General features: G+C 63.8%; 14 protein-coding genes. 9 read left to right on the top strand and 5 right to left on the bottom strand.

Annotation, left to right across the window (positions count from 1 at the left end):
* The first annotated feature begins 27 nt into the window (after positions 1-27).
* The 3 genes from argH to lysA all read left to right on the top strand — a co-directional run bounded on the left by argH (position 28) and on the right by lysA (position 2,990).
* A complete protein-coding gene (argH, locus tag NKH33_RS05080; protein WP_352769965.1) occupies positions 28-1,428 on the top strand; it encodes an argininosuccinate lyase in 1,401 nt (466 codons plus the stop codon).
* Between the two features lie 71 nt (positions 1,429-1,499).
* Entirely contained in the window at positions 1,500-1,706 is a 207-nt protein-coding gene (locus NKH33_RS05085; protein WP_023677931.1) for a hypothetical protein, read from the top strand.
* A 15-nt stretch (positions 1,707-1,721) separates the two neighbouring features.
* Positions 1,722-2,990, top strand: a complete 1,269-nt coding sequence (gene lysA / locus NKH33_RS05090) for a diaminopimelate decarboxylase (RefSeq protein ID WP_352489425.1) — start codon at positions 1,722-1,724, stop codon at positions 2,988-2,990.
* A gap of 10 nt (positions 2,991-3,000) precedes the next feature.
* Here the strand turns inward: lysA and NKH33_RS05095 are convergent, their stop codons facing one another.
* Complete coding sequence (locus tag NKH33_RS05095) at positions 3,001-3,303, bottom strand: ArsR/SmtB family transcription factor (RefSeq protein WP_352918389.1); 303 nt, start codon at positions 3,301-3,303, stop codon at positions 3,001-3,003.
* Positions 3,304-3,353: 50 nt separating this feature from the next.
* Between NKH33_RS05095 and NKH33_RS05100 the strand changes: the two genes are divergently transcribed.
* Together NKH33_RS05100 and NKH33_RS05105 are read left to right on the top strand one after the other, a co-directional pair.
* Positions 3,354-4,295, top strand: a complete 942-nt coding sequence (locus NKH33_RS05100; RefSeq protein WP_352918390.1) for a threonine/serine dehydratase — start codon at positions 3,354-3,356, stop codon at positions 4,293-4,295.
* A gap of 212 nt (positions 4,296-4,507) precedes the next feature.
* The gene (locus NKH33_RS05105; RefSeq protein WP_352918391.1) at positions 4,508-7,123 is read left to right on the top strand and encodes a TIGR02302 family protein; all 2,616 of its coding nucleotides are present in this window, start codon (positions 4,508-4,510) and stop codon (positions 7,121-7,123) included.
* A gap of 71 nt (positions 7,124-7,194) precedes the next feature.
* Here the strand turns inward: NKH33_RS05105 and NKH33_RS05110 are convergent, their stop codons facing one another.
* Positions 7,195-8,052, bottom strand: a complete 858-nt coding sequence (locus NKH33_RS05110) for a LysR substrate-binding domain-containing protein (protein ID WP_352471415.1) — start codon at positions 8,050-8,052, stop codon at positions 7,195-7,197.
* 223 nt (positions 8,053-8,275) lie between these two features.
* On the opposite strand from NKH33_RS05110, the gene NKH33_RS05115 reads away from it, so the two are divergent.
* A complete protein-coding gene (locus NKH33_RS05115) occupies positions 8,276-9,226 on the top strand; it encodes a DMT family transporter (RefSeq protein WP_352918392.1) in 951 nt (316 codons plus the stop codon).
* A gap of 18 nt (positions 9,227-9,244) precedes the next feature.
* On the opposite strand, the gene NKH33_RS05120 is transcribed toward NKH33_RS05115, so the two are convergent.
* The 3 genes from NKH33_RS05120 to NKH33_RS05130 all read right to left on the bottom strand — a co-directional run bounded on the left by NKH33_RS05120 (position 9,245) and on the right by NKH33_RS05130 (position 10,814).
* A complete protein-coding gene (locus tag NKH33_RS05120; protein ID WP_352691048.1) occupies positions 9,245-9,616 on the bottom strand; it encodes a response regulator in 372 nt (123 codons plus the stop codon).
* A gap of 179 nt (positions 9,617-9,795) precedes the next feature.
* Positions 9,796-10,338, bottom strand: coding sequence for a hypoxanthine phosphoribosyltransferase (hpt, locus tag NKH33_RS05125; RefSeq protein WP_254816654.1), 543 nt, complete (start codon positions 10,336-10,338; stop codon positions 9,796-9,798).
* 185 nt (positions 10,339-10,523) lie between these two features.
* Entirely contained in the window at positions 10,524-10,814 is a 291-nt protein-coding gene (locus NKH33_RS05130) for a hypothetical protein (RefSeq protein WP_352540193.1), read from the bottom strand.
* 236 nt (positions 10,815-11,050) lie between these two features.
* On the opposite strand from NKH33_RS05130, the gene ftsE reads away from it, so the two are divergent.
* The 3 genes from ftsE to NKH33_RS05145 all read left to right on the top strand — a co-directional run bounded on the left by ftsE (position 11,051) and on the right by NKH33_RS05145 (position 13,536).
* Positions 11,051-11,710 (top strand): cell division ATP-binding protein FtsE, encoded by a 660-nt coding sequence (gene ftsE / locus NKH33_RS05135; protein ID WP_023677923.1) that lies wholly within the window; start codon positions 11,051-11,053, stop codon positions 11,708-11,710.
* Positions 11,703-12,686, top strand: coding sequence for a cell division protein FtsX (locus NKH33_RS05140; RefSeq protein ID WP_352918394.1), 984 nt, complete (start codon positions 11,703-11,705; stop codon positions 12,684-12,686). Before ftsE ends, NKH33_RS05140 begins: the two co-directional genes overlap by 8 nt.
* 88 nt (positions 12,687-12,774) lie before the next feature.
* Positions 12,775-13,536 carry a YdcF family protein gene (locus NKH33_RS05145; RefSeq protein WP_352918396.1) on the top strand — a complete coding sequence of 254 codons (762 nt, stop codon included), beginning with the start codon at positions 12,775-12,777 and terminating at the stop codon, positions 13,534-13,536.
* The last annotated feature ends 4 nt before the right edge of the window (positions 13,537-13,540 follow it).

The raw sequence follows: 13,540 nt of genomic DNA on the forward strand, positions 1-13,540 counted from the left end.
AACTGCTCCGGAGCACGGGTTATAGCGATGAACGACAAGAAGGCCAGCAACCAGATGTGGGGCGGACGTTTTGCCTCGGGTCCGGCCGCAATCATGGAAGCGATCAACGCATCGATCTCGTTCGACCGCAAACTCTATGCGCAGGATATTCGCGGCTCGATCGCCCATAGCCAGATGCTGGCGCAAACGGGCATTATTTCGGCGGCCGATCAAGAAAAAATCGCTCACGGGCTGAACACGATCCTCGCAGAGATCGAGGCCGGCACATTCGAGTTCTCGACCAGGCTGGAAGACATCCACATGAATGTCGAGGCCCGTCTGGCCGATTTGATCGGCCCCGCCGCCGGCCGCCTGCATACCGCCCGCTCGCGCAACGACCAGGTGGCGGTCGACCTCAGGCTGTGGGTCAAGGACGAATGCTTTCGTGTCGCCGAGGCGCTGAAGGGCCTGATCACGGCGTTCCTGGATCGGGCCGAGGAGCATGCGGCAACGGTGATGCCGGGCTTCACCCACATGCAGGCGGCGCAGCCGGTGACCTTCGGCCACCACTGCATGGCCTATGTCGAGATGTTTGCGCGCGACCTGTCGCGTGTCCGCGACGCCATCGAGCGGATGGATGAAAGCCCGCTCGGCGCCGCCGCCCTTGCCGGCACCAGCTTTTCCATCGACCGGCACCAGACGGCGAAGGCGCTTGGCTTCCGCGAGCCGATGCGCAATTCGCTCGACAGTGTTTCGGACCGCGATTTCGCGCTCGAGTTCCTGGGCTTTGCGGCGATCTGCGCGACGCATCTGTCGCGGCTGGCCGAAGAGATCATCATCTGGTCGACGCCGCAATTCGGCTTCATCAGGCTGTCGGATAGTTTCTCGACGGGTTCGTCGATCATGCCGCAGAAGAAGAACCCGGACGCTGCCGAACTGGTGCGCGGCAAGACCGGCCGCGTCACCGGCCATCTCGTCGGCCTGCTGACGGTAATGAAGGGCATGCCGCTGACCTATGGCAAGGACATGCAGGAAGATAAGGAATCCGTCTTCGACGCGGCCGAGACACTCGACCTGATGCTGGCGGCAATGACCGGCATGGTGCGCGATATGACGGTGAACACTGCTGCGATGAAAAAGGCGGCCGGCGCCGGCTATTCGACTGCGACCGACCTCGCCGACTGGCTGGTGCGCACGCTCGGCCTGCCGTTCCGCGAGGCGCACCACATCACTGGCAGGGCGGTGGGGCTGGCCGAGGACAGGAAGATCGGGCTCGACAGGCTTTCGCTGGAGGATCTGCAGTCCATTCACCCCGGTATCAGCGCCGACGTGTTTTCGGTTCTTGCCGTGCAGAATTCTGTAAAGAGCCGCACGAGCTTCGGCGGCACCGCGCCGTCCGAGGTGCGCAAGCAGATCCGCTACTGGAAAAAGCGGCTCGCCAAGGCGTAAGACGCGGGGTGCAATGGCCGCAAAACTCGGCTAGAAGCGGCTGCGGGCAACAGTTTCGGACGGATGGCACGATGACCGGAAGCAGGATTTTGGTGACGCTGACGCTGCTGGCGGCAATGGCCACCGTTGCGGCCTGCGGCAGGAAGGCTGCGCTCGACACGCCGTACGCGGCAGCCGTGCAGGCCCGCAAGGACGCCGAGAAGGCCAAGCAACCCTTGCCGCCGGAGCCGGAAAAACCTGTCGAGGACAAGAAATTCATCCTCGACCCGCTGCTCTGATTTCGGACCAATCTCGTGAACCATTTCGACTACCGCGACGGCGCGCTGCATGCCGAGGACGTGGCGATATCAGACATCGCCGCCAGCGTCGGCACGCCGTTCTACTGTTATTCGACGGCGACGCTGACCAGGCATTTTCGCGTCTTCACCGAGGCCTTTGCCGGGCTCGATGCTCTCGTCTGCTATGCCATGAAGGCGAATTCCAACCAGGCCGTGCTGAGGGTGCTGGCAAGGCTCGGCGCCGGCGCCGACGTGGTCTCGGAGGGCGAATTGCGCCGCGCTTTGGCGGCCGGCATCCCGGCAAGCAAGATCCTGTTTTCGGGCGTCGGCAAGACCGCGCGCGAAATGGATTCTGCGCTCTCGGCCGGCATTCTCTGTTTCAACGTCGAATCCGAACCGGAGCTGGAGCTGCTGTCGGCCCGCGCCACCGCGCTGGGCAAGATCGCGCCGATCTCGCTGCGCATCAACCCGGATGTCGACGCCAGGACGCACAAGAAGATTTCGACTGGGAAGGCCGAGAACAAGTTCGGCATTCCGTGGCAGCATGCGCGGAAGGTCTATGCGCGCGCGGCTGAGCTGACGGGCATCAAGGTCACCGGCATAGACACCCATATCGGCAGCCAGATCACCGAATTGCAGCCCTTCGACGACGCCTTTGCGCTGCTGGTGGAGCTGGTCGGCGCCTTGCGCTCCGACGGTCATGCCATCGAGCACATCGATGTCGGCGGCGGCCTTGGCATTCCCTACCGCGTCGACAACAACCCGCCGCCTTTGCCCGATGCCTATGCCCGGATCGTCAGGAAACATGTTGCCAAACTTGGGCTGAAGGTAATGTTCGAGCCAGGCCGGCTGATCGTCGGGAATGCCGGCATCCTGGTGTCGGAAGTAATCTTCGTGAAGGAGGGCGACGCCAAGAACTTCCTCGTCGTCGACGCCGCGATGAACGACCTGATCCGGCCGACGCTTTACGACGCTTTTCACGACATCAAGCCGGTGGCGCAGCAGCCGGCCGCTGCACCACGCATGAAGGTCGACGTCGTCGGCCCGGTTTGCGAGACCGGCGACTATCTCGGGCTCGACCGTGACCTGCCCCGGCTGAAATCCGGCGACCTGATCGCTGTCTCCACCGCCGGCGCCTATGGCGCCGTTCAGGCCGGCACCTACAATACCAGGCTGCTGGTACCGGAAGTGCTGGTCGACGGCGACCGCTTCCACGTTGTGCGTCCGCGCCAGACCTATGACGAGCTGATCGGACTGGACTCGGTGCCGGACTGGTTGGAGTAGAACTCTGCAGCTACAGCCGGTGCTGAATGAGCGCCCTGATTTCGGCGATTCTGTCCTCATTCCGGCGATAGAATATCCACTGCTTGATGCGCTTGCTGCGCAAAAGCCCTGCCTGGGTGAGCACGCGCATATGCTCGCTGAGCGTAGCCTGGGTGATCCCCAGCCTCTCCGCGATCAGCAGCGCGCAGACGCCGTCCTCGACCAGATCGCCGTCCGTCTGCGGCGGAAAATGCGCGCGCGGGTCCTTGAGCCAATCGAGGATCTGGAGCCTGCGCTCGTTGGCAATCGCTTTGAAAACGTCGACGTCTTGCATTTAGGCACTTTGCCAAGTTACTACCTAATGTCAACTCTGGGAGCGAAAGCATGCTGTACGGCCACACGATCACACGCGAGCGCATTGCGGCGATAGAACCCCGCATCCGGCCCTTCGTGCGCCACACGCCGGTGCTGCGCGTCGACATGGCAGATTTCGGCCGCCCGCCTCTGCCTGTCGACCTGAAGCTTGAGTGCTTGCAGCATTCCGGCTCGTTCAAGGCGCGTGGTGCGTTCACCAATCTCCTCGAACGGCCGGTTCCTGCGGCCGGCGTCGTCGCCGCGTCGGGCGGCAATCACGGCGCCGCCGTCGCCTATGCCGCCATGCGGCTCGGCCACAAGGCGACCATCTTTGTTCCCGAAGTGAGCCCGCAGGCCAAGCTGGACCGCATCCGCGGCTACGGCGCCGAGCTGATCGTCGGCGGCGCCCGTTATGCCGAGGCGCTGGCCGCCAGCGAGAGCTTCGCCGAAAAATCCGGCGCGCTGCAGATCCACGCCTTCAACCAGGAGGAGACGCTGGTCGGGCAAGGCACGCTCGGCCTCGAGATCGAGGCCGACCTGCCGAAGCTCGACACCCTGCTGGTCGCCGTCGGCGGCGGCGGGCTGATCGGCGGCATCGCTGCCTGGTTTTCCGGCCGCATCAGGATAATCGCGGTCGAGCCGGAGGGTGCGCCGACGCTTCATCGCGCCTTCGAGGCGGGCCGACCCGTCGACGCGCCGGCTGAGGGCATCGCCGCCGATTCGCTCGCGCCAAAGCGTGTCGGCGAAATGATGTATCCTATCGCCGAGGCATTCGTCGAGCGCTCGATCCTGGTCGGCGACGACGACATTATCGCCGCCCAGGCGGCGCTGTGGGACCGCGTGCGAATCATCTCCGAGCCGGGCGGTGCGGCCGCCTTCGCGGCGCTCCTGTCCGGCCGCTACGCACCGGCTGCAGGCGAGCGCGTTGCCGTACTGGTCTGCGGCGCAAACGCCAATCCGGCGAAATTCTGACAATATCCGGGGCATTATTGTTCACGTTTTGGGGAACCGCCTCGCCTTCGCCGTGTTTGTTGGTATCCTTAGGGCGATGTGCATCCGCTTGGACGCACGAAGTACGCGCTAAGATTTTAGGTCTTCGCATCGTGCTTCCCGAAAATCGACTTTTCGGGCCCATGCGATAGACTCGTGAGGCCTGGGCTATCCCGCCCGGCCAGGAAGGGCCGATGACACAACGACCCATTTTCACCAGCGATCGCAGTCTGGCCAGGCGCCTTGCCTTGAGCCGGCTGGGGACGCAGGTCTCGATAATCGTCGAACGCGGCTGGCCATTGCTGCTGCCACTGATCATCGTCGCCAGCCTGTTCCTCAGCATTTCGTGGCTCGGCCTGTTCCCATTTTTGCCCGATCTGGCGCGGATCGGTCTTATCACGGCATTCGGCGTCGCAGCGCTTGCCGCACTCTATCCACTGCGTTTCTTCCGCACGCCATCCAGGGCCGAGGTCGACCGCCGCATCGAGGCGGCCAACCGTTTGCTGCACAGCCCGGTGCAGGTCCAGACCGATCGCCCGAGCGGCAAGGAAAGCATTTTTTCGCAAGCCCTGTGGCGCGAGCATCAGCGGCGCATGGCGGACCGGCTGGGCGAGCTTGGCGGCGACGTGCCGCGCACACGCGTGCCGGAACGCGACCCGTGGGCGCTGCGCGCCGTTGCCGCGCTTTTGTTGGTCACTGCCTTTGCCTTCTCCTTCGGGCCATCGGGCGGCAGGCTGAGCGACGGTTTTGTTGCCCGTGCCGCCCGCGACGTCGTGCCGCCGCGCATTGATGCCTGGGTGACGCCGCCGGCCTATACCGGCAGGCCGCCGGTATTCCTGAACGCCCCCGTCTTGGCCAACAACGCCACTAAAGCGTCGCCGACCTTCACGGTTCCGGAGGGCAGCGATGTGTCGCTGCGCGTCACCGGCGGTTCGGGCGAGGAAACGCTGAGCTACGCCGATACCGGCGGCAACACCCGCGCCATCGATCCGACCGGGCCGCAAGCCGCCAAGACTGAGGCAAGTCCGGCAACGCCTTCCACCGTGCGCCAGTTCAGCGGCAAGTTGACCGCCGACGGCACGCTGACGCTGCAGTCCAGCGACGGCGAGCTCGGCCGCTGGGCCTTCGCCATAATTCCCGACAAGCCGCCGCAGATCCGCTTTGTCGGCGAGCCGAAGCGCGCCGTCAACGGCGCCTTCGAACTCAACTACCAGATCGACGACGACTATGGCGCGGCCTCCGCCAAGGCGGTTTTCGCATTGGCCGATCCGCAAGTGCCCAACGCGCATCCGCTCTATGGCCCGCCGGAAATGCCGCTGACGTTGCCGCGCCGCGGCGGCAAGGCCAATGCCGCTAAGACGACGAAGGATCTGACCGACCATGTCTGGGCCGGTGGCAACGTCAAGCTGTCGCTTGTCGTCACCGACGGTGCCGGACACACGGCGACCAGCGAAACCAAGATGCTGGTGATGCCGGAGCGGCCATTCTCCAACCCGTTGGCGCGGGCTGTGGTCGAGCAGCGCCGCATGCTGGCGCTCGACGCCTATGCCAAGGACCGCGTGCTCGACCTGATGGATGCGATCACGCTCAGGCCCGAAGACACGTTCGACAACATGACGCACTATCTCGCCATCATGAGCGCCCGCACCCGGCTGAAGATGGCCGACAGCGACGACCAGTTGCGCGACGAGGTCGCTTACCTCTGGGAGATCGCGCTCGGCATCGAGGAAGGCAATCTGTCGGCGGCCGAGAAGCGGCTGCGCCAGGCGCAGCAGGCGCTGCAGGACGCGATCAAGAACGGCGCCAGCGACCAAGAGATCGAGAAGGCGATCAAGGAACTGCGCGAGGCGATGAACCAGTTCCTGCAGGAATTCGCGGCGCGGGCGCAGCAGAATCCGAATGCGCCACAGATGCAGCAGAACGGCCAGGAACTGCGCCAGAGCGACATCGACCGCATGATGGACCAGATCGAGAACCTGGCGAAATCCGGCAATCGCGACCAGGCGCAGCAATTGCTGTCGGAGCTGCAGGATATGATGAACAATCTGCAGGCAGGCCGCCAGCAGCAAGGCGGCCAGCAGGACAGCGAGATGCGCCAGCAGATGGACAAGCTGGGCGAAATCATGCGGCGCCAGCAGGAGATGATGAACGACACTTTCCGCATGGACCAGATGCAGCGCGGCCAGCAACAGCGCGGGCAGAACCGCGACGAGCAGCTCGGCGAGAACAGTGAGCCAGGCCCGATGGGCGAAGAGGGCAAGCCCGGCCCAGGTGACGACCGCGATCCGCTCGGCCGGCCGAACCCGATGACGCCGCAGGAATTTGCTGACGCGCTGAAGCAATTGCAGGAGGGCCAGGGCAAGCTGCAGAGCGAGCTCGATCAATTGAGGAAGAGCCTCGAAGGCATGGGCCTCGACCCCAATGAGGGGTTTGGCGAGGCCGGCAAATCCATGGGCAATGCCGAACAGGCGCTCGGCGAGGGCGAAGGCGACCAGGCCGTCGGTCACCAGGGCCGCGCATTGGAAGCCTTGCGCAGGGGCGCCAAGGACATGATGAAGCAACTGCAGGCGATGCAAGGCGACCAGGGCGGCAACGGCCAGGGCGGACGCCAGCAGAATGCCGACCGTGACCCGCTCGGGCGGCCTCGCACCAGCGAGGGTCCCGACGACGGAAGTTCGGTGAGAGTGCCCGACGAGATCGACGTGCAGCGTGCCCGCCAGATCCTCGAAGCGATCCGCAAGCGGCTCGGCAACGCACTCAGCCCCGATATCGAGCGCAGCTATCTGGAGCGGTTGCTGGAGCTGAAGTAAGGCTGCCTGTATTCGGAAGATCGCCGCGCGCAGTCCGTGGTGGCCGCCAGCGCCGAGCTGAGTGGCATGCTTTAACGGTTGGTGAAAGCCTCGCGGATCGCCTCTTCCATGCCGTCGATTGCCTCGCCGGAAGCGTTCGCATTGCGCCGCAGCACCACGTTCGAGGAATCGATGTCGCCGAACCCGTCGGCGGCCGTAAGCTCGCGGCAGCCGGCCGGGATGTTGCTGCGCGAGATCGGCGCAATCGCCAATCCGGAGGTGACGGCGAGCCGCAGGCCGCCATTGGTATCGCTGGTGTAGGCGACACGATAAGCGAGACCGCGCTGTTCCAGCGACTTTATCGCGAAATCCTTGCACCAACCGGCACGGTTGTAGAGCGCGATCGGCACCGGCCGCTCCTCATGCATGTGATGCAGCTCCGACGTCACCCATACGGTTGGGTCATGCATCAGCACCTCACCGCCTGACAGATCCTGCCATTCGAACACCACCGCCAGATCGAGCTCGCCGGCGGCGAGCGCCGCGATCTGCGCACCGGAATGCGCGTAGCGGACGGTGATGTCGACCTGAGGATGGCGCTTGGCAAAGACGCCGAGTGCCCGCGACAGGATCGCGTGGCCATATTCCTCCGGGATACCGATGCGCACCGGCCCGCCAAGCGGCGCCGCGACCATCGATGCCGCCGTCTCGTCGAGCAGTGAAACGATACGCCTGGCGTTGGCGATGAGTTCGCCGCCGCGCTGCGTCAACGCTACACCGCGCGACCCGCGCTCGAACAGGCTGTCGCCGATCATGCCTTCGAGCCTCTTCATCTGCATCGAGACTGCCGACTGGGTGCGGCCGGCCCGCTCCGCCGCTTTGGTGAAATTGCCGGTGTCGGCGACCGCCACGAAGGTGCGCAACAGGTCGCTGTCGAGATTGGGTCGCATGTGCCCGCCATAAGAAAATCTGATTTCTGGCATCATTCCAATTCGTTTGCAACATGTCAAACGGCGGACGATAGTCGCCTTACCCATTGGATATGCGGCCGCGAAATCGGCTGCGGACCAATCAAAAGTCCTCACTCGTACCCGCTGCCCGAAACGGTGGCGGGTTCTTTTTACCCGGATGCAGGCCTGCCTTCGGCCACGCACGCGGGAGACAGGAGCGCCTATGCAGAATCGGCTTGTGCTCGGCATCTTCAGCCTCTGTCTCGGCGTGCTGGTCTTTTCGCTGCAGGACCCGCTGGTCAAGGCGGTGTCGAGCCACTATCCGGTCACCGAGGTGATGGCGATCCGCTCGATCGTCGCCCTGCCGATCCTGGTTTTGCTCGTCCACGCCGATGTCGGATTGCAGGCGATCCTGTCGAAGCGGTTCGGCATGCTGACGATGCGCGCCTTCATCCAGTTCACCTCCTACACGGCCTACTATCTGGCAATCGCCGCCCTGCCGCTGGCTGACGCGGTGGCGCTCTATTTCATGGCGCCGCTGTTCATCATGGCGCTGGCCGGCCCCTATCTCGGCGAACGCGTGTCCTGGCAGGCGCTCGCCACCGTCCTGGTCGGCATGCTCGGCGTGCTGGTGATGGTGCGCCCGGGCGCCGGCTTGTTCGACTGGGCAGCGCTGCTGTCGCTAGGTTCGGCTCTGCTCTACGGTTTCTCGCAGCTGATGGCACGCAAGATCGGCGACACCGAATCCTCGACTGTCATGGCGTTCTATCAGAACGGCGCCTATCTGGTCGGCGCCGCCTTGGTGGCGGCATTGTTTTGGCTGGCAGGCATTGACCACGCCGTGCATCCGAGTCTCGAATTCCTCGTCCGGCCATGGGTCTGGCCGGCGACGCCGGATCTCCTCAAGATGGGGGCATGCGGCTTCGTTGCCTCGGCCGGCATGATCCTGTTGTCGCAGGCCTACCGGCTGGCGCCCGCCAACAGCGTCGCCACCTTCGAATACACCGGTATCATCTGGTCGCCGCTATGGGGTTTTCTGTTCTTTGCCGAAGTGCCGCGACCAGCGACGGCGGCAGGCGCAGCCCTCATCATCGGCGCCGGCCTGTTTGCGCTCAATGCCAGCCGGCGCCTGAGCGGCGCGCCAGCCATTGCGGCGACCTGCGACCCCGCCTGAAGGCGGTCGGCCTTGGGCTTAGGCGAAGCAGGCGAGCGCCTGTTCGACGCGGGCGCGGATTTCAGCCAGCGTGAACGGCTTTTGCACGACGTCGAGAATAATGCCGTCCAATTCCTCGGCGCGCTCGCGCTGGTCGGCATAGCCCGTCATCAGCATGATCTTCATCGCCGGGAACAGCGCTGCTGCCGCCTTGGCCATCTCGATGCCGTCCATCTCCGGCATGCGGATGTCGGACAGCACAAGGTCATAGCTCCCTTGCGCCGCCCGGATCAGAGAAAGGCCATGTGCGCCGTCGGCGGCGACAGTGACATTATGCCCGGCACGTTCGAGCGCACGAGCGGCGAGAGTGCGGACGGATTCATCGTCCTCGACGATCAGGAGCTTTGCCATGGGCAAGATATTTGGCGGGGAAAAGTTGATGTTTCCTGAAGGCGCTGAAGGTCGATGAGGCCTTTTCAGAATTCGCTCCGCCGAGTCAGATGGCGTGGTTTTCGAGAACCGGAGCGGAGCGGACGTTCGAGTCCGAGAGCACCGGCAGGTGGCCGCCGGAGTAGAATTATCAAAAGACTTCAAGCGTCGCCCTTGACGATGCCGACGAAGGGCAATTCGCGAAACGCGTGGGCGACGTCCATGCCATAACCGACGACGAAATAATCGGGGCAGTCGAAGCCGACATAGTCGGCGTTGAGCGTGGTCTGGCGGCGCATGCGCTTGTCGAGCAGCACGGCGATGGCACAGCTCCTCGCGCCGCGCGACAGCATGAGGTCGCGGGTGAAACTCAGCGTCTTGCCGGATTCCAGAATGTCGTCGATCAAAAGCACATCGCGGCCGGCGACCTCGTTGTCGATGTCGCGCAGCACCCTCACCTCACCGCTGGTCGTGCCGGCGCCATAGCTGGAGATGAAGATGAACTCGACCTCCGGCGACAGGCCGACATCGTGCATGGCACGGATAAGATCGGCGGCGAAGATGAACGATCCCTTCAGCACCGAGATTACCAGAAGGTCGTGGTAGTCGTGCCCGGCGATCTCCTTGGCAAGTTCCAGGTTCCGCCGCGCGATGGCGGACGCCGAAAACAGGACTTCGATGTCCTTGCCGCGCACAACTGGCATTGGCTGCCCTTCCAGAAATGATCGCCTTTGTAGGCGAAGCCGACCGAAACGGTCTTCAACCCGTTTCTAGGCATGTCGTGCCGTCTGGCAAGGCCAAATCTTTCGCAGGGCGCCCGCGAACGGTCGGATGTCCCAGCGCGTCGCGAATCGTTTATCTGGTGACCTGTTGATTTTCTGGCGCCGTTCTAACGAACCAGCGCATGGCCGCCCGAAATCCAGAAGGCGGCAAAGACGGCACCGACGCCGACAATCCAGAAGATCGGCCCACCATGCACCCACAACGGCCGTTCGACGGCGGTTTCGGGCTTGCGCAACATGTCCATGCCTTCGATCGAAGGCATGGAAATCATGCGCGCAGGCGGCGGCGCAAAGTCTTGACGTGCAAAATGGCGGGGCAGCACCTCATAGTCGGCATCGATGACCTCGGCGGTCACGTCGCGCATGATGCGTTCCGGCTCGGCGGCCGGATCGGTCATGATTTCGCCGGAAACCGGGCGCGCGGTTCGATCCTCAGCCATCATGGCCCAACACTACCGCACCTGTTCGCTGTTCGTTTCTTTCGGGTAAACGGAAATGGTTAACGCTTCCCCACCGGAACCCCTGTGACTCGCTCGAAAAGCCCCCAAATTAACCGTCGGTTAACCATGCCGGCCGATGGTCTTTCCACAGAAAGGGCTGGCATCTTGCCGCCGAGAATTTCAGGTCGCCGAAAGTGATCCGCTTCGAAAATGTCGGCCTCCGCTATGGCATGGGTCCGGAGATTCTCCGCGACATCTCCTTGCACATTCCGGAGCGCTCCTTTCAGTTCCTGAGCGGACCTTCAGGCGCCGGCAAGACGACGTTGCTGCGGCTTTTGTTCATGTCGCTGAAGCCGACGCGCGGCCTGATCACCATTTTCGGCAAGGACCGCTCGCGCATCTCGCGCACCGAATTGCCGCATCTGAGACGTCGCATCGGCGTGGTGTTCCAGGATTTTCGCCTGCTCGACCATATGACCACCTACGAGAACGTGGCATTGCCGCTGCGCGTGCGCGGCCGCGAGGAGGCGACCTATCGCACTGACGTCACCGAGCTGCTGAAATGGGTCGGCCTCGGCGAGCGCATGCATGTGCTGCCACCGGTGCTGTCTGGCGGCGAGAAGCAGCGCGCCGCCATTGCCCGGGCGTTGATCGAGCAGCCCGAGATCCTGCTCGCCGACGAGCCGACCGGCAATGTCGACCCGCCGCTGGCGCGACGCTTGCTGCGGTTGTTCATCGAGCTCAACCGGCTGGGCACCGCCGTGGTGATCGCCACACACGACCTCGGCCTGATGGAACAGGTGGACGCACGGCGAATGATCCTGGCCGGCGGAAGGCTGGACATCTATGACTGAGCTCTCCGTCGAACATTTCGAGGGTCAGGACTCCGCGGCGGCAAAGCCCCGCGTCCAGCGCAAAATGGCGCCGATCGTGCCGGCGCAGAACATCGCCGGCCGGGCGCTGGTGCTGGTCATTGCCATCATGACGTTTCTGTCCTGTCTGACGTTTGGCGCAGTCACGCTGGTGCGTGACACCGCCTCCGTCTGGGAGAACCAGATCTCGCGCGAAGCGACCATCCAGATCAAGCCGGTCGACGGCCTCGACATGGAGGCCGCACTTGCGCTGGCCTCGCAGATCGCCGGCGAATTCCCTGGCGTGAAAAGCGCCAGGATCATCGATCGCGAAGCAACGGCCCGACTGCTCGAGCCTTGGCTAGGCTCGGGCCTGAACATCGATGAGCTGCCGGTGCCGCGCTTGATCATCATCACCATCGACGAGAATAGTCCGCCCGATTTCGCCGCACTGCGCGCGGCAATCACGCCGAAGCTGCCGAGTGCCTCGCTCGACGATCATCGCACCTGGGTCGACCGGCTAGTTGCCATGGCCCGCACCACGGTAACGATCGGTATCGCAGTGTTGGCGCTGATGCTGTCGGCGACGGTGCTGACCGTTGTATTCGCGACGCGCGGCGCCATGGCCGGCAATGGCCACATCATCGAGGTGCTGCATTTCGTCGGCGCCGAGGCGCGCTTCATCGCGCGCGAATTCCGCCGGCATTTTCTGGTCACCGGCATGAAGGGCGCCGCGGCAGGCGGCGCCGCGGCGATCCTGGTCTTCATCGTCTTCTCCTGGTGGTCGTCACACAACATGGCAACGCCGCAGGCCGACCAGGCGACCGCCCTGTTCGGCAATTTCGCCATCGGCTCGGCGGGTTATCTCGGGGTCGCTGTCATGGTGCTGGTGATCGGCGCGCTGACGGCGGCAACCTCCCATGTCACCGTGGTTACCTATCTCAGCGACATCGACATTCGCCAGCCGGACGCCGGCTAAAGGAAAGATCGATCACGGATGAAAACGCATCGTCACGAAAATTGCATTTTTTTCCTACCAAAGGCCGTATTTCGGGATTAACCATTTCATGATGGACGTTCGGGACTCGACCGATACCGCTGGATGCATGCCAGTGCTGGTTGCGCGCCCGCCTGTATTCGCCGAGCCCGATGAATTTGCCAAGCCGGATCAGTTTGCCAAACAGGGGCGGCTGCTGGCAGGCCGCTCCTTGCGCATCTCGGCTCTCCTTCTGCTCGCCTTTATGGCGCTGTTTGTCGCCGGCTTCGGCTGGTTCGCCAACACCGTCAGCCGCCTGACTACGCCCGTCAATCCGGCAAGGGCCGACGCTATCATCGTGCTGACCGGCGGCCAATCGCGCCTCGACGCTGCGATGGGCCTGCTTGCCTTAGGCAAGGGCGAACGGCTGCTGATCAGCGGCGTCCATCCCTCCGCCAGCCGCCGCCAGCTTCAGGCCGCGACCGGCGGCGACAAGAGGCTGTTTTCCTGCTGCGTCGACATCGACCGCGCCGCGCTCGACACGATCGGCAATGCCGAGGAAAGTGCCAAATGGGTCGAGGACCATGCCTACGGCACCGTCATTCTCGTCACCAATAATTATCATATGCCGCGCAGCCTGCTGGAAATGGGCCGGCTGCTGCACGGCGCAAGGCTCGAGCCCTATCCGGTGGTCAACACCAACCTTGAGAATGGCGGCTGGCTGACCAAGCCGGAAGCGCTGCGCGTGCTGTTCACCGAATACAACAAATACCTGCTGGCGCTGGCGCGCGGCATCATGCCGGTGAAGCAAACCGAGAGCGTCGCGCTGGCCGACGCCGCAGGCGGAAGCTGAACGG

Origin of the sequence: Mesorhizobium sp. M1182 (assembly GCF_040318335.1) — a bacterium.
In the GTDB taxonomy this organism is placed as follows: domain Bacteria; phylum Pseudomonadota; class Alphaproteobacteria; order Rhizobiales; family Rhizobiaceae; genus Mesorhizobium.